This window comes from Ottowia thiooxydans, assembly GCF_040548795.1.
Lineage (GTDB): Bacteria > Pseudomonadota > Gammaproteobacteria > Burkholderiales > Burkholderiaceae_C > Ottowia > Ottowia thiooxydans_A.
This window is the reverse complement of the sequence record NZ_JBEPSH010000007.1, coordinates 261,169-282,332: the sequence shown is the minus strand read 5'-3', so window position 1 is coordinate 282,332 and position 21,164 is coordinate 261,169. Positions and strand designations below refer to the sequence as shown.

The window sequence follows — 21,164 nt, the reverse complement described above, 5'->3', positions numbered from 1 at the left end:
CGAAGCATTGCGCAAGCCTTCGACAAGCTCAGGCCGAACGGTTTTTTCTGTTTCAACGTCACTCACCGTTTGACAGAAACCTTAGAACCACAGCGCGAACAGTTGGGGGGAGTGACATCATCAGGACGCAACACTCCCCCTAGTTTGATCCGCACGACTTTTGCCTCTCCGGGCGGTGAATATTCGCTCAGAGCGAACGGTTGGGGGAGTGACGTCTGAACGGTTGCGGGTGCGTGCTGTCCGATCCGATTCTGGCGAATCGATCGGATCATGGTTTGGTTAAAGCGATTCGACGTGCGCGATCATGCGCTGGCGGCCTTTTTCGTCAGGAAGGCGTCCGGTGGCAGCGCCCAGGTTGTCGATCAGGTTGCGCTCATTGCTGGTGGCGGGGGTGGCCACGGTCACTGCGGGGTGGGAAATTGCGAATTTCAGGAAAAACTGGCCCCAGGTGGCAATGTCGTATTCGGCCGCCCATTCTGGGACCGTGTGTCCTTTTACTTTTTGCCAGAGGCGATCGCGCCCGAAGGGCTGGTAGGCCAACACACCGATGTTTCGCTGCTGGGCCAGGGGGAAAATCCGTTCTTCCATGACTCGGTTGTCGATGGCGTAGTCCACTCCGATGAAGTTGAGTTCATGCTCACGCATGACCCGCTCAAGCTGTTCATAGTGTTGCGGGAAAGTGGTGGTCACCCCGACGTAGCGCACGCGCCCGGCCTTTTGATATTCCTTGAGCAAGCCCAACTGGGTGGGCACGTCACCCATGTTGTGCACCTGGATCAGGTCGACCGGGGTTTTTCCCAGCCGTTCGATGGAGCGGTCTAGCTGCGCGCGTGCTGCCTTGGGGTCGGCGTGGCTGCCTCCGAACCCGGCCACGTTCACTTTGGTGGCCCAGAACAGCTTTTGATTGACCCCGCTCGTACGCGCCACGCCGGCAGCCACTTCTTCTGAGGCGCCGTAACTGGGTGCGGTGTCAAACACCGAGTTCGGGATTTTTGCCAGGTGTTCCAACAGTTTTTGAATGACGGCGGTCTCTCCGGCCCCTGCAATGCGAGAGAAAGAGGCGGAGCTTCCCAGCCCGATCACGGGCAGGCGTTCTGAAGTGCCTGGAATGGTCCGGGTGATTAATGCGCGTTGGCCGCCTTCAGCGGCGAGCAAGGCCTTGGGGGCTGCAGCCAGGGAGACGCCTGCCAGGGCCGCAAGTTGCAGGTAGTCGCGTCGTGAAATCATGAGGGGCTCCTTGTGTTCATAGGGTGGCGGCGGAAATAGGGCTCCTGTCTCGCGGAGATGCATCAGCTGCGTCGACAGGGGCCGTTTGACGGGCAATGTCTTGCTGTTTGCGGCCCAGCCAGTAACCCAGGGCGGCCCAGACCAGAGCCAGGGGCACGGCGACGCTGGTAAGTGCAGCCAGGCCCATGCCCAGCCGTCCCAGCGCACCTTCTACCTGCGCACCCGCCACATCGCCACTGCGATAGCCAAAGGTATCGATGAAGGCCTTGGACTTGTATTTGTCTTCGCGGCTGGTCACCGTGTAGAGCGTTTCACGGGCAGGGCGGGTGATGGCCCGCTGTATGGCCTTGAATGCGGCATCGAAGCTGATCAGCATGGCCAGGGTGCCGACCATGGCAAGGCCTATGAAACCGAGGGCGACCGTCAAAGGCAGCAGCGTGAGGGTGATGTGTACGCCAAAGCGCTTCATCAGTTTGCCTGCGAACACGGCTTGCAGAACCAGCGTGGCGATCTGGGTGAGCATGTCGATGCGCGCAAACATGGCTGTGCGCATGTCTACGTCCTGGCCCAGCGCTGCCACCATTTGAAGGCGCGTGAAATACAGGAAGGTGGCCACGATGCTCATCAAGATGACATAGCCGGCAATGCCCAGGAGATAGGGCGACTGCAATACCGCTTTGAGCCCTTCCCACGCGCTGCCGCCGATCACAGAAAGATCTTCCTGGTTCATGCTGGGTTCAGTGGCTGACGGATGCCCCTGGCTACGCGCAACGGCCCAGGCCAGGATCATTGCCAGAATCAGGAAACCGGCTGACACCAGCAGCAACGCGGGCGTGCCCAGTGGGCGTGCAAGCACCGACGCCAGCCAAGGGCCGAATATGGCGCCCAGCGTGCCACCGACTGCGATCAATGCAAAAAAGCGCTTGCTCTGTTCCAGCGCAAAGCGGTCCGCCATCAGTGCCCAGAACAGCATGGTGGCAAACAAATTGAAGACGCTGAACCAGACATAGAAAATTTCTCCGCTGGTGGTGCCGACCGCACTGGGGGCGGCCACCAGCAGAAGGAAAAATCCCACCAGGCTGAGTGCAAAGAAGATATAGGTGCACGCAATGAACTGCACACGCCGGAAGCGGCTGACCAGCCAGCCGAAAACCGGGTTGGCCAGCAAGGTGACGACCGCCGTGCCCACGAATAACCAGCGCACAGCTTCAATACCGCGCTGCATGCCCAGGGCGTCGCGCGCGGGGCGCAGCAGCATGAGGGCGGTCAAGACGCAGAAGAAGAAGGCGCCGGAGAGGAGCACCGGTAAGACTTCTTCACGCCGGACGTTGAATAGTCCGGACACCCGAGATGGAAGCTTGCTCTCTTTAGACATACGACCTCTGAGAAACCGTGCGGCCAGGCTGGGTTGCCTGATAGGGCAGCGCGGTGTGGTGACGGGGTACGTTCAGTGCCCTGCACAAGAGTGGCGATCAAGAGTCGGCCTGTGCGTCCTGGCGGGCTGCGTTATCCATAATACGCGAAGCGTCTCAGATTTCAGCGATTTTCCTTAGTCGAATCAAGGAGTTATGTCTGGAGTTTTGATCGCGCACTGGCGGTCAGGGGGGCCTCGGTCATGCTGGGGCCGCCGAGCTCCTGCTCAGCATCTTCGGGGTCTCTGCAAACGCTGCATTGCCAAGCTGGAGCTTGGCGCTCCCAGGGGGGAACTGCTTACGCCCTATTGAGCGGGTGGCGTTTTGCTCGAACGGTGTTCATGGCGCCATTCTGCCCAGGCGTTTAGTAGAGGCGCCAGTGGTTGTCGAACTGGAGTGCTTGAACGGCACCGGAAGCGTCAGCGGCATGCCACACCTTGTCTGTGGGCACATGACGGCCTACTTCATGCCCACCACCACTCCACAGCAGTGAACCGTCCAGCGCCAGGGGGCATACGTCAGTCTGCGCTACGGTGCGCAAGAAGCGGCCGTCTGCGCTGAACCAGGCGGTGCAATCGGATTTAGGGCAGCTCACCACAAACCCCCCATCGGCCCCCGGGGCGCATTCCACGCTGCCGCCGTAGCCTGCCAGGCTGGGTTGCCCCTGAGCCAGGCTCAGTGCGGTGCCATCCCAGATGGCAAAGATAGGCGCACGCGTGCGTTGATCGTCGTCATGCTCGGCTTGCAGGGCGATCCCCAGCAACTGACGCTGAGCATCCCAGGCCAGGTGGCGAGTGGAAAGGCGTGGATCAGGCAGGCGCCATTGCCCCAACAGGCGACCGTCTTCAGGATGAAGCGCCACCAGCGAAGGGTCCATGCGATCAATCCACTTCTTGCTGCGGCCAGTCTCGCTTTGCGTGGGAATGCCGCCGTTGGCTACGATGAGTGTGCCGGCAGGTAAATTGCCCATGGCCGATGGCAGCACCAGGAGTTCGTGCGGGTCCATGCCATGGGTGGGCCATTCGGCCAGTTTTTTCAGGGTTATGGCGTGGCGGAGCCCGATGCAGCCCTGGCTGTTTTCAAGGTCTGTCTCGGTGGTTAGCAGCACGGCAGCCGTACTTGACACCTTCTGCGCGGTGGACTGGCTACCTACCACCACGTGGCCGTTAAAGCAGCGATCTTCCTCCATCCAGGCCCAGTGCGCCTCTGCCTTGCTGGGGTTCCAGCGCACCAGCCAATCGCCGGGGCGCCGGGCAGAAAATACGAGCTGCCCATCTGCCAGGCGCTGAACGCCGTGGCCGCGCGTGGGCAGCTTCAGGCTTTTGCCTATGCGCCACGTATAGCCATTCGCGCCAGCGTCGACTTGCAAAACGCCCGCCCAGTCCTGAACAACCTCACCCGTTTTATCCTGCCACACGGCGGCCAGGCGAGCAGAGCCTGTTTTGGTGGCCCGCTGCCGGACGTCTGCCCATGCCGGTTCAGCCAAACCCAAAAGGCCTGATGCGCCGCTGCCTAGTGCCAACCACCGGAGCAGGGTACGACGCTGCGCTCCGAAGGGGCTTTGGTCTTGCGGCCCGATGGCATCAGTTGGCAGGCGTGTTCTCAATTAGAACTCCCGCTTGCTGAATGGGTCCGTGCATCGATACGACATGACAACATCTTTAGTCACCATCTGCATCGCTGAAACCCAGCGGAATATCGAGTGCTGGCGCCACTTCAGATTGATAGAGCGCGGTAATGGCCTTGAGCTTGGCCGCTGCGTTGAGCACGGCTGCATTCATGCGTGTGTCTCGGGCCGAAGGCGCTGAGCCAGCACGCAAGGCCCGCAAGGCTGTATCTGCTGCGCCTGAAACTTCGCGCCAGCGCTGGGCCAGTTTGATTTGGCCTTTGCCTAGCAACAGGGCCTCAATGGGGAGCACTTCCTTGTCTGAATCCGGCGGTGTCTGTCTTTGCTCGGGCTTGAGCAGGGCTTGATGTTGCAAGGCTTGCCATTGGGTCTGCCAGTCGGTGACGTTGTCTGCAAGCGCTTGGCGGGCATAGGCCGCTGGCTTGCTGGAGCCTTCTACGGCTTTGACTGGTTTTTCCATCTGCGCCCAGCGCAGACGCTCCAGGCCACCTAACCACTGGTTGACCCATTCGGCCATGGCTGCACCCGTCTCTTCAGCCGCCTTGGTCGCTTGCGCCGAATCGGGATCGACTTCTTCGGCTTGCGAGGGAGCATTCCAGGGGGTGTTTTGCATGGCCTTCAGGTCGTTGGCGATGCCCTGCGCTTCTCGGGTGATGGCCTGCGCTACCTGCCCGGCGTAGGCGCATTCCGCAGACGAAGGCTTCAGCCCTTTGGTGAGCAGCCAGTCCAGGGCGCCGAAGCCCTTGGCGGGCGTACCCACCAATTCCATGTCTGCAGGGGATGCAGGGGCTTTGGCAATTGCGCGCTCAATCAGCTGCGGCCGTATGGGGGTGAAATCGATTTGCCGCAGAGACCGCCGCACCACCAATGGCCCCACGCTGGGCGTTGACAACTGGAGCCAGGCGTTCAGTGCTTCGCGCCAGCTCGTGCGAACAGCTGCGGCATTGGGGCGAGAAGAGCCACCCGCACTCGAGCACCAGCTTGCCACTGCTTGCTCTTGTGCCTGACTGGCTTGCAGAAACCGGGCCGCCTGCACAGGCAGATGCTGGTTGTAGAGTCCGCGCAAGACCTGCGCCGCGCTGTAGTACGGCATGGGCGTTTCCTGGGGTGCCACAGGCTGGGCTTGCGCCACAGCGCAGGCGGCCAGGCACAGCGCCGCCAATAACGGGCGGCCCACGCGTATGCCAGGGCGTGCACTCAGTGGCGTGCTCATGCGTGAAGGGGCATCAAAAACGGAGGCAAGGCGCGTCATAGCGATTCCACAAATTTGACGAGCGCCTGGCGCTCTTTGGCTGACATTTTGAGCACGCTTTGCTTGGCGTCTTCGGCCTCGCCGCCGTGCCACAGAATGGCTTCCAGGACGCCACGCGCCCTTCCGTCGTGCAACAGGCGTTGGTGGCCGTTGACGTCTTTCAACAGGCCAATGCCCCAAAGCGGAGGGGTGCGCCACTGCTGGCCACTGGCTTCAAAGTCGGGCCGACCGTCGGCCAGATCCTTGCCCATGTCGTGCAGCAGCAGGTCGGTGTACGGCCAGATGCGCTCACCAGAGATGGATTTGGCCGTCAGGTGCGGAAACGGTCCTTCGCGGGTGACATAGCTGGGCTTGTGGCACACCACACACTGCGCGTTGGCAAACAGCTTCTGCCCTTGCTTGACAACAGGGTCGTTCACGTTGCGGCGAGCGGGCGGCGCTATCGTGGACTGATAGAAGATCACGTCATGCAGCGTTTTGCCGTCGATCTCCGGAGACTTGGCGCTGGCTTGTTTTGCGGTCAGTCCCTTGGCAGAGCCGCCACCGTGAGGCGCGGCCAGGCAATCAGCTTGAGCAGACGTGCAGGCTTCATTCGGCGCCACGCTGGATGTGATGCCAATGTCACCGAGGAAAGCATGTGCTGTCTGGTGTGCCACGCTGGGTGCATTGGCTTTCCAGCCAAAGCGGCCAATGGTCTCGCGCTGGCCGAAGGCGTCCCATACGCGATTCACCTGGCCTTTGATGGGGCCAGGCAGTGCAGCTTGTGCGCGCACATTGGCCAGAATGTCGGCTTCGGGAATGGCTTCAATCAAGCCCACACCTATTACTTGCGGGGCAATGCGCGGGCTGATCATCACATCTTTCGCCATGGGGCCGTAGGCGAGGTCGGTCAACTTGTAGATGGGTTTGATCAGTTCGTAGGAGGTGCCATCCGCAAAACGTCCGCGCAGGGGCTCCTGGTGAATGCGCACAATGCCCTCAGGCTTCACACCTTGCACCGCTGCATTGCCGAACTGATCTCCATAAGTGGGCTCGGGCACCACGCCCACGCGCGGGTCCGCTTTGCCGGGTACCGACAAGCGCATGAGCAGGGCCACCGTAGCGTCGGGTTCGGGGCCCAGGGTGCGCGAATAATCTGGCGGCTCACCGCGGCCGTCCAGCACATGGCAACCCGCGCAGCTGCGCGCTATGAAATGCGGGCCCAGTCCATCGCGCACTCGGGTGGACGCGGGTGCCTCAACCCAATTGCGCTTGAAGAATGAATTGCCTATGACAAAGCGCGTGCGTTCTTGATCGCTCAGATTGGCAAACGGAAATGAAAACGCGTTTTTACCGGTAGCGAACACGGTGGTTTTCCCGCCGACAAGTTCGCTGGGGTCCGATGCCGCGCGCGCGGCATCGGATTGGGTGGTCTGCTCTGCATCTGCGCCAAAGGGAAGCAGCAGGGCGGTTGCCACTACCGCGCACAGGCTGGCACTGACCGCAGCCACGCTCCAGCCTTGCCGACTGGTCCAGGCCCTGTTGCGCGAAGTCTTTTCAGAGTCCGCGTTCTTCAATCCCGTCATAAGTCAGTTCAATCCCAGGACTAAGGCTGGACCAGCGTTAACTTCGTGATACCAATAGCATTGGCCGATTGCACCAGCAGTTTGGATTGCTCCGTAGCGCTATCTACCGCAGCCTGGATGCGCTTGCGGCCTGGCGCATCGGCCCCGCCAATGATCTCGCGGTCAAACGGCGCCTGAATACCTTCGGTTGCTTTCACGGTCCGTGCGATCTGCGCGCTTGTGGTGCTGGCTAACTCGGCGTTCTTCGCTCCTACCAGTTCGGCGAGTGAAGCGACTTTCAAAGCTTTGCCGTCTCTGCGGGTGTACTGACCCAACCACACGTTCTGGATGCCCGTGGCATTGGTCACCATATCGCGATGCGTGTTGTCAGAGAAGCAGGAGTGCTCGTCTTCCTGATCCTGGGAGTTCAGCGCGACCTCCATACGCTCGCCGGCCAATTCACCGCGAGACAGAGAGCCCAAGCCCACGATGATCTTGCGAACAGATTCAGTGCCGCCGGCCTCAAAGCGTGACCGGTAGTTCTTCTTGCCCGGCGCCCAGGCTTGGGTGACTTGGTTGAGGTCATCAATGAGCAGTTCGGTGACGACCTTCAGGTAGGTGCGGCGGCGATCGGCGTGGGGCCGTTTGCCGTCCACATAGTCCTCAAAAGGACGGTTGCCCGGGCCGGTCTCAGACAAATCCTGGCCCCACAGCAAAAACTCAATGGCATGCCAGCCAGTGGCGATGTTCTCTTCTCCGCCACGCTCGTTCTGCTTGGCCAGGTTGGCCTTGGTAATTTTGAATTTGGGGTTGTTGATAAGGCCGGTGTTGGGCTTGCCTTCCACGTAATCCACATAGGATTCGTCCATGGGCCAGGCATTGATCTGACCCTCGGGGCCATTGTCGTCGTCGATGGGGCCGCCATAGAAGCGGAAAGCCTCTGTCTGACCATAGAACTCACGTGCAGCCAGCCAGCTCTTGCGGGCGGCGTCCAGAGCGGCTTGTGAGGGGGTCGCCAAGAAAGCTGCAATCGCCTGCTGCATATCGCGTGCTGCGGCCAAGGTGTCGCTGTAGTTGGCATAAACCAGTTCGGCGTACCCAGTGGCTACGGTCTTGGCGCTCACGCTGGCAGTTTGCGCCTGGGCCACCGACATCCAACCAGGCATGGCGCTTAGCCCCGCTCCCAACATTCCTCCCAGCACTGCACGGCGGGCCACACGAAGCGTCATACTTTTTCCTCTATCAATGGATTCGCTAATCGCTGTTGGGCCAGGTGAGTGCGAACGCGCCCTGAGCCCTTGACGGTGAGCCGTAAATGATAATCGTTCTTAAGTATGAGCCGAAGTCACAGGGGCATCATTTTTGGCCTAAGAAGACGCGCCAAGGGTGCGCTTAGATGCTTCCGCGCTCGATGATGTCGTAGCCCACATCGACATGGGGCTGCACAACCTGGCCGTGATGAATATGTTCAACCAGCAGATCGGCCGCACGGGCACCGATTTCATAGCCGCGGGTTTTGATGGTGGTGAGCCCCGGAGGAATCTGTGACGCGATTTCAAAATCACCGTAGCCGGCCACGGCCAGTTTCGCGGGAATGTCCCACCCACGGCGCATACATTCAAACATGACACCGGCGGCAACGACGTCGGTCACGCATAAAACCGCTTGCAAGTCATCGGCCTGGCTTGTTAACGACTCCAGGGCTGCGCTTCCACCGGAAAAGCCGGAGCCGGTGGAGACGTGGCACATTCCGGCGGCAGTGACGCCGGCCTTGCTCAAGGCGGCTTCAAAACCGCGTTGACGTTCACTGAATCGGCGCGAGACCGGCGCATCATGACCAATAAAGCCAATCCGGCGGTAACCGCGCTCGAGCAAGCGCTCGGTGACGTCAAAAGCGGCTTGGTAGAGTGAGTTGCCCACCGTCATCTCAAAGCGAGAACCCTCCACCGTCCAGGTCTCCACGACAGGAATTCCTGACTCAAGCAGGACCTCGATGGCTTCATCATTGTGCTCAGCCCCCGTCAGAACGATTCCATCGGGACGGCGGCCAATCAGGTTGCGGATGGCGCGGGTTTCTCTGTCTGCACTGTCTGCCACTGCCAGCAACAGTTCAAAGCCATGCTGCCAGGCGCGCTCTTCAAGCCCCTCGATCGTGCGCGAAAAGCTGGAGTTGCGGATGAAAGGGACGATAGCCGCGATAGCGTTGCTGCGTCCCGAAGCCAGTTCGCTGGCGGCCCGGTTGGGTACGTAATTCAGCGAAAGAGCCGCCTGACGCACGCGCTCACGAGTGAGGTGATGGACTTTGCCAGGCTTCTGAAATACGTTGGAGACGGTCATGATCGATACGCCGGCTAAGCGGGCAACGTCATCCATCGTGGTGGTGCGGCCACGGCCGCGACGAGGTTTCTCCATGGGCGCTGCAATTGAGCGAGGTGTGGTGGCCGCCGATGTTAACCGTCTACTTGCTGGCATGATTTTTAGCGCTAAATTTTAGCGCTATAATTTTTTCGAGCTTTGTAATCTCCTTCATTTTTCAGAAAGTACTCCAATGACTTTTTCCATCGCCGCTCGTGATGACGCTACCGGCATGTTTGGCATTGCGGTGGCCAGCTCCAGCATTGCCGTCGGTAACCGTTGCCCCTGGGCCAAGGCCGGGACGGGCCTTGTGTTGACCCAGCACCGCACCGATATTCGCAGCGGACCATTGGGTCTGGATCTCCTGAGTCAGGGCTTCAGTGCCCAGGAAACCGTGAATATATTGGTCGCTGGGAGCGACGCACCTGGTCTGCGCCAGTTTGCTGCGCTCGACGAGCAGGGGCGCGCGGCGTTTTTCCATGGGCCTGACATTGAATCCATTCACAGCGGAGCTTCTGGCCGTCATTGCGTGTCGGTTGGCAACTTCCTGGCCAATGCGGGAGTAAGCCAAGCCATGGTGGACGGTTATCAGGCCAGCCGCGCCAAGACTTTTGCAGAACGTCTGCTTGATGGGTTGGATGCGGGCGTGGCCGCTGGTGGCGAGACCCAGCAGGCCATGGCAGCCGCTCTGCTGATCGTGGACCGCCAGGCGTGGCCGCTGGTAGATCTGCGCGTTGACTTTGAACCCGAGCCTGAACGCAGTTTGAGGCGCCTGTGGAACGCCTATGAGCCCGTGGTTGAGCGCTTCGTTACTCAGGTTCTGCTGCCTGACACGCTCAAGCCGCTCATCAACTCTCCGCTCACCGTCTGATTATTGTTGCAAGGAATCACTTCATGTCTCGACGTTTTGCTCTTCGTGCTTTGATGTTATGCGCCGGCCTTGCATCAGCCACCCTCTCGAGCTGGGCTCAACCTGCTGAAAATTGGCCCACTCGCCCTGTCAAACTGGTGGTGCCGTTTCCTGCCGGCGGCGCCAGCGATCTGATCGGTCGCATCATGGCTGAGGAATTGACCAAGGCGCTGGGACAGCCTGTGGTTGTGGACAACCGGGCCGGGGCTGGTGGCGCGATAGGCACGACTTTTGTGGCAAAGGCTCCCGCAGACGGTTACACGCTATTGCTTTCGGGCATTGGCACCAATGCGGTCAACCATGCCTTCAATGACCGGATCGGCTATGACTCGGTCAAGGATTTTGTTCACATCACTCAAGCAGTGGAGGGGCCCACTGTCCTGGTGGCCAACACCGCCTACCCGGCCCGCACCTTGCAGGAGTTGGTAGCGGACGGCAAAGCCCATCCGTCAAAGCTCAGCTATGCCTTGACGCCTGCGTCTTCCGGACACTTGGCCATGGAGATGCTCAAGCAGGTTGCCAGCGAGTGCCCCCGCGGGTCTGCCCCCAGCAACTGCAAGCCGCTCTTCATGGTGGGAATTCCCTATCGCGGCGCTTCGCCCGCGTTGACGGATGTCATTGGCGGGCAGGTGCCCTTCATGTTCGTCAATCAAGACACAGCTTTGCCTTTTGTGCGCAGCGGCAAGCTCCGTGCGCTCGCGGTCTCCAGCCTCAAGCGCAACCCGCTCTATCCCGATGTTCCTACCGTGGCGGAGTCGGGTTATCCGGGCTTTTCCGCTGTGGCGTGGATAGGCTTATCTGCCCCGCGCGCAGTGCCTGCCCCCATTGTGGAGCGCATTGGCAGCAGTCTACGCCGGGCATTGAACAGCCCGCAGGTGAAAGAAAAGCTGGAATCAACGGGTTACGTGGTGGTCGCATCTGAACCGGCTGCCTATGCCAGCCTGGTGGAAAGCGAAATCGCCAAGTGGACAAAATTGGTTGCAGCGCGCGGCATCAAGCCTGAGTGATTGAGGCCCTGCAGGGGCGAGCACTAATGAGCCTTTTGTAAAGATTTGACCCCGTCGTGTGGGTTAGTGCGTGCAAGGTAGGGCGTGTTCACACTAAATTCACCCCCGCGTGAGGTTCAGGCGAGCTGCAATCAAGGCGCAAACCGCAGCCGGGTTGGACACCCGGCGAGGATTTGCAACGCCGAGTGCAGTTTGCCTGAGCCTCACCCTTCGGGCCGGGGGTTTCCGGGCCGCATTGCCGCGTTGCGCCTCTTGCCAAGGATCGCACCTTGGCGGCACGACGCGCCTCGCACTGCGACCCGGAAAACCCCGGCGCGGGGGTGAATTTAGTGTGAACACGCCCTAATGTGAGAATGATGTCTTTGCTCCTCCAGCGTACTGTTGCCTTGACCGACGACGAACTGATGCTTGCCTATGCCCAAGGCGATACCAACGCTTTCGAAGCGCTCTATGCGCGCCATGAAAGCGCGTTGCTGCGGTTTGTGCGGCGCTTGCTGGGCCAGGGGCTTGTGTCGCAGGCCGAAGAGGTGTTTCAAGACACCTGGATGCGCATCATTGGCGCACGCCATTCCTACACGGCGCGCGCGGATGCAGGTTGGCGCACCTGGGCTTTCACGATAGCTCATCATGCAGCCATGGACCGTTTGAGGGTCAGTGGCCGCGAGAAGCCGCTGGAGCTTCAAGACGACGCTGATGACCCTATGGAGTGGGTGCAAGCCGCAGTCGACATGAGTCACCCTTCCAGCGAAGATGTGGCGTTCTGGCGAGCCGCAGGCCAGCAGTTGCTGGATTGCCTGGACGCGCTGCCAGCGGCCCAGCGAGCAGCCTTCTTGCTGCACCATGAAGACGGTGCTTCTGTGGAAGACCTGGCGCATCGGCTGACGCTGCCGTTTGAGACCGCCAAGAGCCGGCTGCGCTATGCGTTGCAAAAACTTCGGGGTTGCATGCAGGCCTACCTGGTCGTCCTGGAGGCGCCCGCATGAGCGACACAGATCCCCGGTCATCAAAGTCGATTGGCGACTCCCCAGGATTGCGCGACGCGCGTCTCGCGAAGGCGCTCGAACATGCGCCAGATGCGCACATGCATCCCGATGCGGCCATCCGTGCTTCTATATTGAATGCAGCGGGAGCGGCCGTAAAACCGGTGCCATCGCAAAAGCCCAAGTCTGGCGGGTGGTGGTCTTGGTGGCGAGGAGAGGGAGAGCAGCGTTCCCGCATGCCCTGGAATGCTGCACTGGCTTCTGTGCTGGTCGCCGGTTTTGTCACCCTTATGTGGCAAGGTGAACCGGTGCCAGAAGCCCGTTTGGATAGCGAGCCAGTCCCTCAAGCTGAAGCGCCGGCAGTGGCTTCGCCGGAGCCCGAAGCCAAGGAAAGCGTGCAGAACCAACCTGCGCCGGATAAACCTGCCATTGGCGAAGCTGCTTCTGCCGCACCCTCGCCAGAGGCCAAAATTCGGGCGCCCGCCACTGGACCGGCAATGAAAAAACCTGCGCCACCAACCCCAGTGTTGACCCCGTCGCCTCCGTCTGCTGCACCAGCACCAGCACCAGCACCAGCACCGGATGCGGCAGCCCCTGCCAAAACACTTGAGCGCAGTCCTGCACAGTCAGACGACAGCGCCGCTACGGCTGAAGGGGCCCGCTCAGCGCAATCGATGCGGAACGCGCAAAGAGAAGCCTCGTCTGTAGCGGCTGAGCGTCGCTTCGAGAGCGAGCGTGCCAGAGGGACTGCATCAGCTGGCGCAAGCGCAGGGGAAACGCCACCCGCGATGGCGCCCGCACCTGCTGCAGCGCCCCGCATGGCGCCGCGGGCTCCGGTGGCTTCTCAAACGGCAGATGTCCTGGCTTCGCCCAAATGGCCCCCAGACTGGACCCACTTGCGGAGATTGCCTGAAGGGGCGGCGCTCCCAAGGTCCCAAGCAGCACGTCTGGCTCAACTGATGTCGGCCCTGCCACAGGGGGAGGCCGCGTCAGCTCCGATCACAGGAGAGGCAATGACCGCGAGCGTGCAGCTGCTCACCAACGACCGTGTGTTGGGGGTTCTGGAGCTTTACTCAAGCCATTGGCGATTCAAGCCAGCAGCTCCGGACTTGACGGAGTTTTCGGGGGCGCTAAGGCCATCCATCTTGGGGCGGTTCCTGGAGGAGCTAAACGGCTTATCCCCGGTGAAGTAGATCTCATCTCGCGGATCGTGTGCGAAGCATGTGTTTGTATTCCCAGGGCACCATGAAATGGCCGCGAAGAGGAAAAATGCACATGCAAAGTTGTGATGGAGGTCGCTATGCTTTCCAGGACTTTTTCACTGTTGATATTCTTGTTTTTTGGGCGGTTGTGAAAATGCCTCCTGAACCGGCAGAGGGAGGAGCTACTTTTTTAGTTCATGTGAATGAGCGTCAGGAACTAATGCTCAAGGAACGTATTTTTCGCTCAGGTACGGGGGTTGATCTTGTTGACACATAGCGCTTTGTGCAGCAGCATGAAGCTGGAGTTTCATTGCTGAAAAAGAGGGCGAATGTGGTGCAAACCCGGAGCAATGCTTTGAGATACAACCAAATCAAGTTGCTGGAAAGCAAAAATTTATATTGTTTAACCCGAAGGAGGAAATTTATGAAAACTAAGGCTGCTTTTGTATGTTCGGTGATTATGGGGTTGTCTGCTGCAAATTTTGCGATGGCAGCTCCTCAGACCGGGACCTGGTTGATCGCCGATGGGAAAAATGCTTACGGCGGAGATATTATTAATATCGACGCGCAAGACAATAAGTTGTTTGTTATTTTTGCTGCCGGAGAAGTCCCAAATAATACCTATTTCCTGTTCGGTACGGGCGGTATCAGTGGGGATAACGTAGAGGTAGAACTGACTTCTACAAAAGATATGTCCAAGAAATTGGTCACCGGCACTTTCAATACAAGCACAACGGGAATCTTGAATTTTCCGGGTGTGGGACCTCGGTCGGTATATCGCGTCAAATTGGCGAATGAGTCCAGTCCAGAAAGCTTGATGGGACTTTGGAATTTTAGCAATATAAGCTACTCGACAGGCAAAGGTAGCTCTCAGGTTCGATTTTTTACCTCCACTGCCCCGGCAACGGCCAATGGCAGTGGGCTCGCGATGGACGAAACATTGAAGTTCGGCTGCGAACATCAGGTAAAAGGCGAGCTGCAAGGTTATCTAGTCTGTGCGGATGTCACCAATTCATCTGCTCCCAAAATTTTCGGTCTTAAGCGCAGTGCCAATGAAGCCAGTGGGGTTTACGTTCAAGATGGCGCAGATAGTCAACTGGCCCTGGCGAATCGATTGGAGACTTCAGATGGGCAAACGCCTTTGATCATCAAGTCGGGAAATAATCAGCAGGCAGTCATTGGTGCCGCTATTCAAAATTTTGTCTACAGCCATGGCGCTGAAGCAAAAAAATCGTTAATAAAAAAATAATAGAGCATCAAGTGTGCGGAGGACCGAGCGCGGGATGATTTCACGTTTGCCCTCAAGCACCGGTAGCTCCAGACGGCAAAATGCCCACCATCGGCACAGCGATGGTGGGCATTTTTTCTTGTGGGAAACGCGTTGTCAAAGCCATGCAATCTGCATTCTTTCAATGCAGTGATGCATTTAACTGTGAGAGAATTCCGCTTTGCGCTTTCTACCTTCAAACGCGCCGTTCACGCTTTACTTGGCGGTCGCGACGGCGAGTTGGCCTTACGCTCAGATCACCACCAGATTGCCCCAAGTTAGTTCTCCGTTGGCCGCATCTGTGAATAGACGATCCGTTCAAGGCCTCAAGGTCTCAAGATCTCCGAGCTAGTAGTAGGCGATCGATCATCTGTGACGTGGCCCCAAGATAGTTGACCGGATCCAGCATTCTCGACAGTTCCCGACCGGCGTCGCTACATGGTTCGAAGCGGGACTTTAGAAGATTGCTTAAGTCAGTTGAGGTTGGTAGACGGACGCGGGGGGTAAGCACGATGGCGCGCCAAACGTTGACGCGGGAGAGTATCGGCTCCTAGAAGTCGTGGAAAACATGCGTCACGTTGCGAGCAGTCGCCAGCAGGCGACCCATCACGGCTCGCAGCTTCTAGTCACTAGCAAACCAGCCACATGTGCGGGAAACTATTTTCAAGTGGCTGAGTGCCACTAAAGAATCCTCTCTGTGATTTCCTTGCGGTGAATCTGTGGCGGAGAGCCAGACGCGGGTGCATTTCTTGATGCCCGGTTGGGCAAATTTCCCGTCTGACACATAAATGAGGCATTTCTTTTTAATTCATATGAATGATCAGATGAAGCCAAGGCATGGAAAAGCTGTTTGAATTCGCTCTGCCGCTAGCCGGCGAGTTGTACATCTTGACATGCGGCTATTTGTGGAGCAGCATGAAGATAAATTTAGGCTGATCGCTCTTCAAAGTGAAGATTTGGATGGGTGTTTTGTATATTTTCTATTAATTTTGGAAAATTAATAAAACGCGTTCTGGATTAGGCTTGACGAGTGAGCAACTGCGGAGGACAAGTTTTGTGTAATTACCAAATGGAGGAGATTTATGAAAGTTAAGTCAATTCTCGCGTGCTCGGCATTTTTAGGATTATCTACCTTAAATTATTCGCTAGCTGCACCCCAGACTGGATTGTGGCTAATCGCAGGTGGGGAAAAAGCCTATGGCGGCGATCTTATAAATATTGATGTTCAAGACAACAAGGCTTTCATAATTTTTGCAGCTGGGGAAGTACCGAACAATACCTATTTTCTGTTTGGAACAGGCACTCTGGATGGCGATCATATTGAAGTTGAGCTCACTTCCACAAAGGATCTGTCGAAAAAGCAGGTCTCGGGTAATTTCAATACCAGCTCAACGGGGGTCATGACTTTTCAAGGCATCGGGAATCGCTCCGTATACCGAGTGCAGTTAGCTGATGTTGCCAAGCCTCAAAGTATGCTGGGCTCTTGGGTTTTTAGTGACGTCCACACTTCCACGGGCGCAGGCACCGCGCGCGGTCGTTATTTAGGTTCCATCTTGCCAGCATCCGTTAATGGTGGGGGTATCGCGGTCGATGGCGCAGGGACGTTCGGATGTGAATTCCAAACCGGCGGAGCCTATGTAGGCTATACAGTCTGCGTGGATGTATCCAATCCCTCACAGCAAGCGAATTTCTTTCTGAAGCGGAGTGCAGATGAGGCTGGTGGGGTTTACATGCTGAATAATGCTACCAACGGGAACCACATCGCTTTAGCAAGAAGAGTGTTGACATCAGACGGCAGTGTTGTGGCACCAAAAGCTGGAGCGGAGTCGCAAAAAATCCTCGCTTCTGCCATTGAGAATTTCCTGAATAACCATGGAGCCGCAGCGAAAAAAGCTCTGAATAAAGAGTAGGCCAATGAAGTTGGTAACTCGCCTGGAGCAGAGGCTCGGCACTTCAGGTGCTCCTCTCTTCCGCGAGGGAGTGACCAGATGTCGACTCTTCTGGTACCGCCGAACTCATGCTCGGCGGTACCAGGAAATAGCTATGCGGTCGACGTAGAGACGACTTGTTTAGCCCGATCCTGATTTCCCTTTTCACTAGGACGTAGCGCTCAGATAGTCTCTCAGACTTCGCGAAGCGGGCTGTTCCCTGGGAGCGCCAAGCTCCAGCTTGGCATTTTCGTGTTCTTTGCCAATGCCAATGCCAATGCCGGAATGCCAAGCTGGAGCTTGGCGCTCCCAGGAAATACCGATGATTTCCGCGCTGCTATGTGAAGAATCTTGAACTAAGTCCTGACAAAGATTAACAAGGAGAATGGTATGAGTATTATATCGAAATTGATATGTTAGTTGGCTTTGGGCTTTTCGATGTCACCAATCCCTCCGTTTTCACTGCATATATTATGAAACGTAGTGCGAATGAAGCTGGCGGATTTCATAGTCAAAATGGTGTTATCGAGAGGATGGGGTTAGGTGTTAGGCTTGTATCCTCGGGAGGAGAGGTGAATATAGTATTGAAGGCAGGCAATGAGGCTCAAAATATAATGCGTTCCGCGATGCAAAATTTTTCAACCAATTTTGGAAGTCTGGCGAGTAATTTGATTTTGAATAAGAAAGTAAGGTTTCTGGATTGATCGAGAAATGATGAAAATGGCGGGGGCGACTTTTATACGTGTTCTCGGAGGGTCTAGTCGGGTTGAACGGAAAAAGCCCACGATCGCAATAACGATCGTGGGCTTTTTTCAGATCTGCGGAAGTACCTTTCAAGGGTTCCTCCTAGTCCAGAAAAGACTCAGCGGTGAGTAAACTGTCCTTTGCGCTTGTTCACGAAAGCATCCATGCCTTCCTTCTGATCGCTGGTGGCAAACAGCGCATGGAACAGGCGACGTTCGAACATCACGCCGTCGTTCAAGCTTCCTTCAAACGCGCGGTTCACGCTTTCCTTGGCGGCCATGACGGCGAGTTGGCCGTATTCACAGATCATGAGCGCGGCCCCCAGAGCTTCTTCCATCAGCTTGTCCAGCGGCACCACACGGCTGGCCAAACCGGCGCGCTCGGCTTCTTCCGCATTCATCATGCGGCCAGTAAGCACCAGGTCCATGGCTTTAGATTTGCCTACGGCGCGGGGCAGGCGCTGCGTGCCGCCTGCGCCGGGGATTACGCCCAGTTTGATCTCCGGCTGGCCGAATTTGGCGTTGTCTGCCGCAATGATGAAGTCGCACATCATGGCCAGTTCACACCCGCCGCCCAGGGCAAAGCCGCTCACGGCTGCAATGACCGGCTTGCGGATGGAACGGATGGTTTCCCAGTCACGCGTGATGTAGTCGTCACGGTACACATCCGCAAAGCTGTAAGTGGCCATGGCGCCGATGTCTGCTCCGGCTGCAAAGGCTTTTTCGCTGCCGGTGACGATCATGCAGCCAATGGCTTCATCCGCGTCAAAGGCTTTGAGAGCCTGGCCCAATTCCACCATCAACTGGCTGTTCAGCGCGTTGAGTTGCTTGGGGCGGTTCAGGGTGATGATGCCGACTTTTCCGCCTTCGGTGCGGACTTCAATGAATTCATACGCCACGGGGTATCTCCTGCTCGTTCTGAAAGGTTGTTTTAGTTTGGCTCGGGACGTGTTCACATGCCAAGCGCAGGGATAACTATAGCGAGCAACCATAGGGGTTAACCGACCACTCGGTTGGTTAATGGTAAATTTACGTCTGAAGGAGACAACGAGATGACTCAACCGGAAACCTGCGTCCTGTATGAAACAGATGGCCCAGTCGCCATCCTGACCCTCAACCGCCCTCAGGCTCTCAACAGCTTTACCCGGCAGATGCACCGCGATTTGTGGGCCGCGCTGGATCGTGTGGAGGCTGACGAATCGGTCCGAGCCCTGGTGATTACAGGCGCTGGACGGGGTTTTTGCGCCGGGGCTGATCTATCGGAGTTCGATTTCCGCGAGGGCCCAGACATCATGCACCGCGCCGACCCCGGTCCTGTGATTACCGAGGCGTTCAACCCCACGACCCGCCGCCTGGTCGATGTGCGCGTGCCCACCATCTGCGCAGTCAATGGTGTGGCGGCTGGGGCGGGTGCATCCCTTGTCATGACGTGCGACATCGCCATTGCTGCGCCAGGCGCCGCCTTTATTCAGGCCTTCAGCAAGATCGGCTTGGTGCCAGACAGCGGTGGAACCTGGTTGCTTCCGCAGCGTATAGGTTTGGCACGTGCCATGGGGCTGGCCCTCACTGGCGACAAGCTGTCTGCTACAGACGCCAAGTCCATGGGCATGATCTGGGATGTACAGGAAGACGCTCTGGGTGCGGCCAAAGCGATGGCGCAGCGGCTTGCGGCCATGCCCACCAAGGCATTGATTGCCACCCGCCACCTTTTGCGCAGTGCTCATACGCACACCCTTCATGAGCAGCTGGACCTGGAGCGCGACGTGCAGTCTCGTCTGGGATTCACCCATGACTACATTGAGGGTGTGACCGCCTTCTTGCAAAAACGCGCTCCAGAGTTCAAGGGGAAATGATGACGACGTCGCCCGCTGTGGAACAAGCCAAGGTTACGGATCCAGCCCAGGCCAAGGATTTGGCGCGCCGTGTAGGTGAAGCCATGTTCTCTGCCGACGTGGCTTCCAAGGACACCATGGGCATGGAGCTTCTGGCCTGTGAGCCAGGACGAGCGGTCATGCGCATGCAAGTGCGGGCCGCTCATCTGAATGGACACCAGATTTGCCATGGCGGGTTCATTTTTACCCTGGCCGATTCCACCTTTGCCTTTGCTTGCAACAGTCGCAACCAAAACACGGTTGCGGCCGGCTGCTCCATCGAGTTTCTCAAGCCGGGGCACGAGGGTGACATCCTCACTTGCGAGGGCCTGGAGCAGGTCCAGAGTGGCCGCCATGGTATCTACGATATGCGCGTGACCAACCAGAAGGGCCAGACCGTGGCTCTTTTCAGAGGCAAGAGCGCGCAGATCGCCGGCACAGTGATTCCTACCGATGAAGTGAAACCCGAAGAGGCCAGAAAATGAAAAGCTTCCCGCTCGAGCCGATAGAAAAAGCCAGTATTGACGAGCTGCGTACCCTGCAGCTTGAACGCCTGCGCTGGTCACTCAAACACGCCTATGAGAATTCGCCTGTCTACAAGGCGAAATTCGACGCGGCGGGCGTTCACCCGGACGATTGCAAGTCATTGGCAGACCTTGCCAAATTTCCGTTTACCACCAAGTCCGATCTGCGCGAGAACTACCCCTTCGGGATGTTCGCAGTCCCCCGCGATCAAGTGGTGCGTGTGCACGCCAGCAGCGGCACCACCGGAAAGCCTACCGTGGTGGGCTACACGGCCAAGGACATCGACACCTGGGCGGGGGTGGTGGCTCGCTCCATTCGCGCTGCCGGGGCCCGGCCTGGCGACATGGCACACATCAGCTACGGCTATGGTCTTTTCACGGGCGGCATGGGGGCCCACTACGGTGCTGAGAAGCTGGGCCTTACCGTGGTGCCCTTCGGCGGCGGGCAGACTGAAAAGCAGATTCAGCTGATCCAGGATTTCAAGCCTGACATCATCATGGTCACGCCCAGCTATATGCTCGCGATTGCCGATGAGATTGAGCGCATGGGCCTGACTGCCAATTCCACTTCTCTGCGCATCGGTATTTTTGGTGCCGAGCCATGGACCAACGAAATGCGCAGTGCGATCGAAGCGCGTATGGGCATCGACGCTGTGGACATCTATGGCCTTTCGGAAGTCATGGGCCCTGGCGTGGCCAGCGAATGTGTGGAGACCAAGGACGGCCCCACCATCTGGGAAGACCATTTCTATCCCGAGATCATCGACCCCGACACGGGCGAACCAGTGGCCGATGGGGAGCAGGGCGAACTGGTCTTCACCAGCTTGACCAAGGAAGCGCTGCCCATCATTCGCTACCGCACCCGCGATCTGACGCGTCTGCTGCCGGGCACCGCGCGGACCATGCGCCGCATGGAGAAAATCACAGGCCGTAGCGATGACATGATGATCATCCGAGGGGTCAATGTGTTTCCTACCCAGATTGAGGAGCTGATCCTCAAGCGGGTCGAACTGTCTCCGCATTACCAGTGTGTGCTGACACGTGAAGGGCCGATGGACAACCTCAAGGTCGCCGTCGAAACTGCGCCTGGCATTGACCCTGAAAGCGCTGAAGCCCGCGCTGCAGCCAAGCAACTTCAGTATGAGATCAAGATCCACGTGGGCAGCAGCGTCGAAATTGATCTGCGCGGAGAAGGCGGTATTGAACGCAGCGTAGGCAAGGCGCGCCGAGTGGTGGATTTGCGCAAGAAGTAGGCCCAGGCGCAGCCTTTTTTCCATGGGCGAAGCCAGCCTGACGCCAACTGGCGTCCCTGGCC

General features: G+C 58.1%; 19 protein-coding genes. 11 read left to right on the top strand and 8 right to left on the bottom strand.

The annotated features are described in order from the left end of the window. Window positions 1–279: 279 nt before the first annotated feature. The 7 genes from ABIE13_RS18385 to ABIE13_RS18355 form a co-directional block, all read right to left on the bottom strand. Window positions 280–1,227, bottom strand: coding sequence for an aldo/keto reductase (locus ABIE13_RS18385; protein ID WP_354446083.1), 948 nt, complete (start codon window positions 1,225–1,227; stop codon window positions 280–282). A gap of 16 nt (window positions 1,228–1,243) precedes the next feature. Then, on the bottom strand, window positions 1,244–2,602 hold the full coding sequence (locus tag ABIE13_RS18380; protein ID WP_354446081.1) for an NTP/NDP exchange transporter: 1,359 nt from the start codon (window positions 2,600–2,602) through the stop codon (window positions 1,244–1,246). Between the two features lie 401 nt (window positions 2,603–3,003). After that, entirely contained in the window at window positions 3,004–4,245 is a 1,242-nt protein-coding gene (locus tag ABIE13_RS18375; protein WP_354446079.1) for a DUF1513 domain-containing protein, read from the bottom strand. Between the two features lie 55 nt (window positions 4,246–4,300). Next, complete coding sequence (locus ABIE13_RS18370; RefSeq protein ID WP_354446077.1) at window positions 4,301–5,518, bottom strand: imelysin family protein; 1,218 nt, start codon at window positions 5,516–5,518, stop codon at window positions 4,301–4,303. Beyond that, on the bottom strand, window positions 5,515–7,083 hold the full coding sequence (locus tag ABIE13_RS18365; protein WP_354446075.1) for a di-heme oxidoredictase family protein: 1,569 nt from the start codon (window positions 7,081–7,083) through the stop codon (window positions 5,515–5,517). The genes ABIE13_RS18370 and ABIE13_RS18365 overlap by 4 nt, the downstream gene beginning before the upstream one ends. A gap of 20 nt (window positions 7,084–7,103) precedes the next feature. Further along, complete coding sequence (locus tag ABIE13_RS18360; RefSeq protein ID WP_436278440.1) at window positions 7,104–8,291, bottom strand: imelysin family protein; 1,188 nt, start codon at window positions 8,289–8,291, stop codon at window positions 7,104–7,106. A 163-nt stretch (window positions 8,292–8,454) separates the two neighbouring features. Further along, complete coding sequence (locus tag ABIE13_RS18355) at window positions 8,455–9,474, bottom strand: LacI family DNA-binding transcriptional regulator (RefSeq protein WP_354446073.1); 1,020 nt, start codon at window positions 9,472–9,474, stop codon at window positions 8,455–8,457. Window positions 9,475–9,610: 136 nt separating this feature from the next. Between ABIE13_RS18355 and ABIE13_RS18350 the strand changes: the two genes are divergently transcribed. From ABIE13_RS18350 to ABIE13_RS18315, 8 genes are all read left to right on the top strand, one after another. Then, window positions 9,611–10,288: a DUF1028 domain-containing protein gene (locus ABIE13_RS18350; protein ID WP_354446071.1), complete on the top strand. Its 678-nt coding sequence runs from the start codon at window positions 9,611–9,613 to the stop codon at window positions 10,286–10,288. A gap of 23 nt (window positions 10,289–10,311) precedes the next feature. Then, window positions 10,312–11,334 (top strand): Bug family tripartite tricarboxylate transporter substrate binding protein, encoded by a 1,023-nt coding sequence (locus ABIE13_RS18345; RefSeq protein WP_354446069.1) that lies wholly within the window; start codon window positions 10,312–10,314, stop codon window positions 11,332–11,334. A 353-nt stretch (window positions 11,335–11,687) separates the two neighbouring features. Next, on the top strand, window positions 11,688–12,317 hold the full coding sequence (locus ABIE13_RS18340; RefSeq protein ID WP_354446067.1) for a sigma-70 family RNA polymerase sigma factor: 630 nt from the start codon (window positions 11,688–11,690) through the stop codon (window positions 12,315–12,317). Continuing rightward, the gene (locus ABIE13_RS18335; RefSeq protein ID WP_354446065.1) at window positions 12,314–13,507 is read left to right on the top strand and encodes a hypothetical protein; all 1,194 of its coding nucleotides are present in this window, start codon (window positions 12,314–12,316) and stop codon (window positions 13,505–13,507) included. Before ABIE13_RS18340 ends, ABIE13_RS18335 begins: the two co-directional genes overlap by 4 nt. 82 nt (window positions 13,508–13,589) lie before the next feature. Next, complete coding sequence (locus ABIE13_RS18330; protein WP_354446064.1) at window positions 13,590–13,793, top strand: hypothetical protein; 204 nt, start codon at window positions 13,590–13,592, stop codon at window positions 13,791–13,793. Between the two features lie 147 nt (window positions 13,794–13,940). Beyond that, window positions 13,941–14,765 carry a hypothetical protein gene (locus tag ABIE13_RS18325; RefSeq protein WP_354446062.1) on the top strand — a complete coding sequence of 275 codons (825 nt, stop codon included), beginning with the start codon at window positions 13,941–13,943 and terminating at the stop codon, window positions 14,763–14,765. 1,100 nt (window positions 14,766–15,865) lie between these two features. Then, entirely contained in the window at window positions 15,866–16,693 is an 828-nt protein-coding gene (locus ABIE13_RS18320) for a hypothetical protein (protein WP_354446060.1), read from the top strand. Between the two features lie 431 nt (window positions 16,694–17,124). Beyond that, the gene (locus ABIE13_RS18315) at window positions 17,125–17,415 is read left to right on the top strand and encodes a hypothetical protein (RefSeq protein ID WP_354446058.1); all 291 of its coding nucleotides are present in this window, start codon (window positions 17,125–17,127) and stop codon (window positions 17,413–17,415) included. A 158-nt stretch (window positions 17,416–17,573) separates the two neighbouring features. Here ABIE13_RS18315 and ABIE13_RS18310 read toward each other — a convergent pair whose 3' ends face one another. Then, window positions 17,574–18,353: an enoyl-CoA hydratase gene (locus ABIE13_RS18310; protein WP_354446056.1), complete on the bottom strand. Its 780-nt coding sequence runs from the start codon at window positions 18,351–18,353 to the stop codon at window positions 17,574–17,576. 153 nt (window positions 18,354–18,506) lie between these two features. Here ABIE13_RS18310 and ABIE13_RS18305 point away from each other — a divergent pair, with 153 nt between their 5' ends. Genes ABIE13_RS18305 through paaK form a run of 3 tightly spaced genes read left to right on the top strand, consistent with a single transcriptional unit; the run spans window position 18,507 to window position 21,102 of the window. Further along, the gene (locus tag ABIE13_RS18305; RefSeq protein ID WP_354446054.1) at window positions 18,507–19,307 is read left to right on the top strand and encodes an enoyl-CoA hydratase-related protein; all 801 of its coding nucleotides are present in this window, start codon (window positions 18,507–18,509) and stop codon (window positions 19,305–19,307) included. Continuing rightward, window positions 19,307–19,810 carry a hydroxyphenylacetyl-CoA thioesterase PaaI gene (paaI, locus tag ABIE13_RS18300; RefSeq protein WP_354446431.1) on the top strand — a complete coding sequence of 168 codons (504 nt, stop codon included), beginning with the start codon at window positions 19,307–19,309 and terminating at the stop codon, window positions 19,808–19,810. The genes ABIE13_RS18305 and paaI overlap by 1 nt, the downstream gene beginning before the upstream one ends. Further along, window positions 19,807–21,102 (top strand): phenylacetate--CoA ligase PaaK, encoded by a 1,296-nt coding sequence (gene paaK, locus ABIE13_RS18295; RefSeq protein WP_354446052.1) that lies wholly within the window; start codon window positions 19,807–19,809, stop codon window positions 21,100–21,102. Before paaI ends, paaK begins: the two co-directional genes overlap by 4 nt. Window positions 21,103–21,164: the final 62 nt, after the last annotated feature.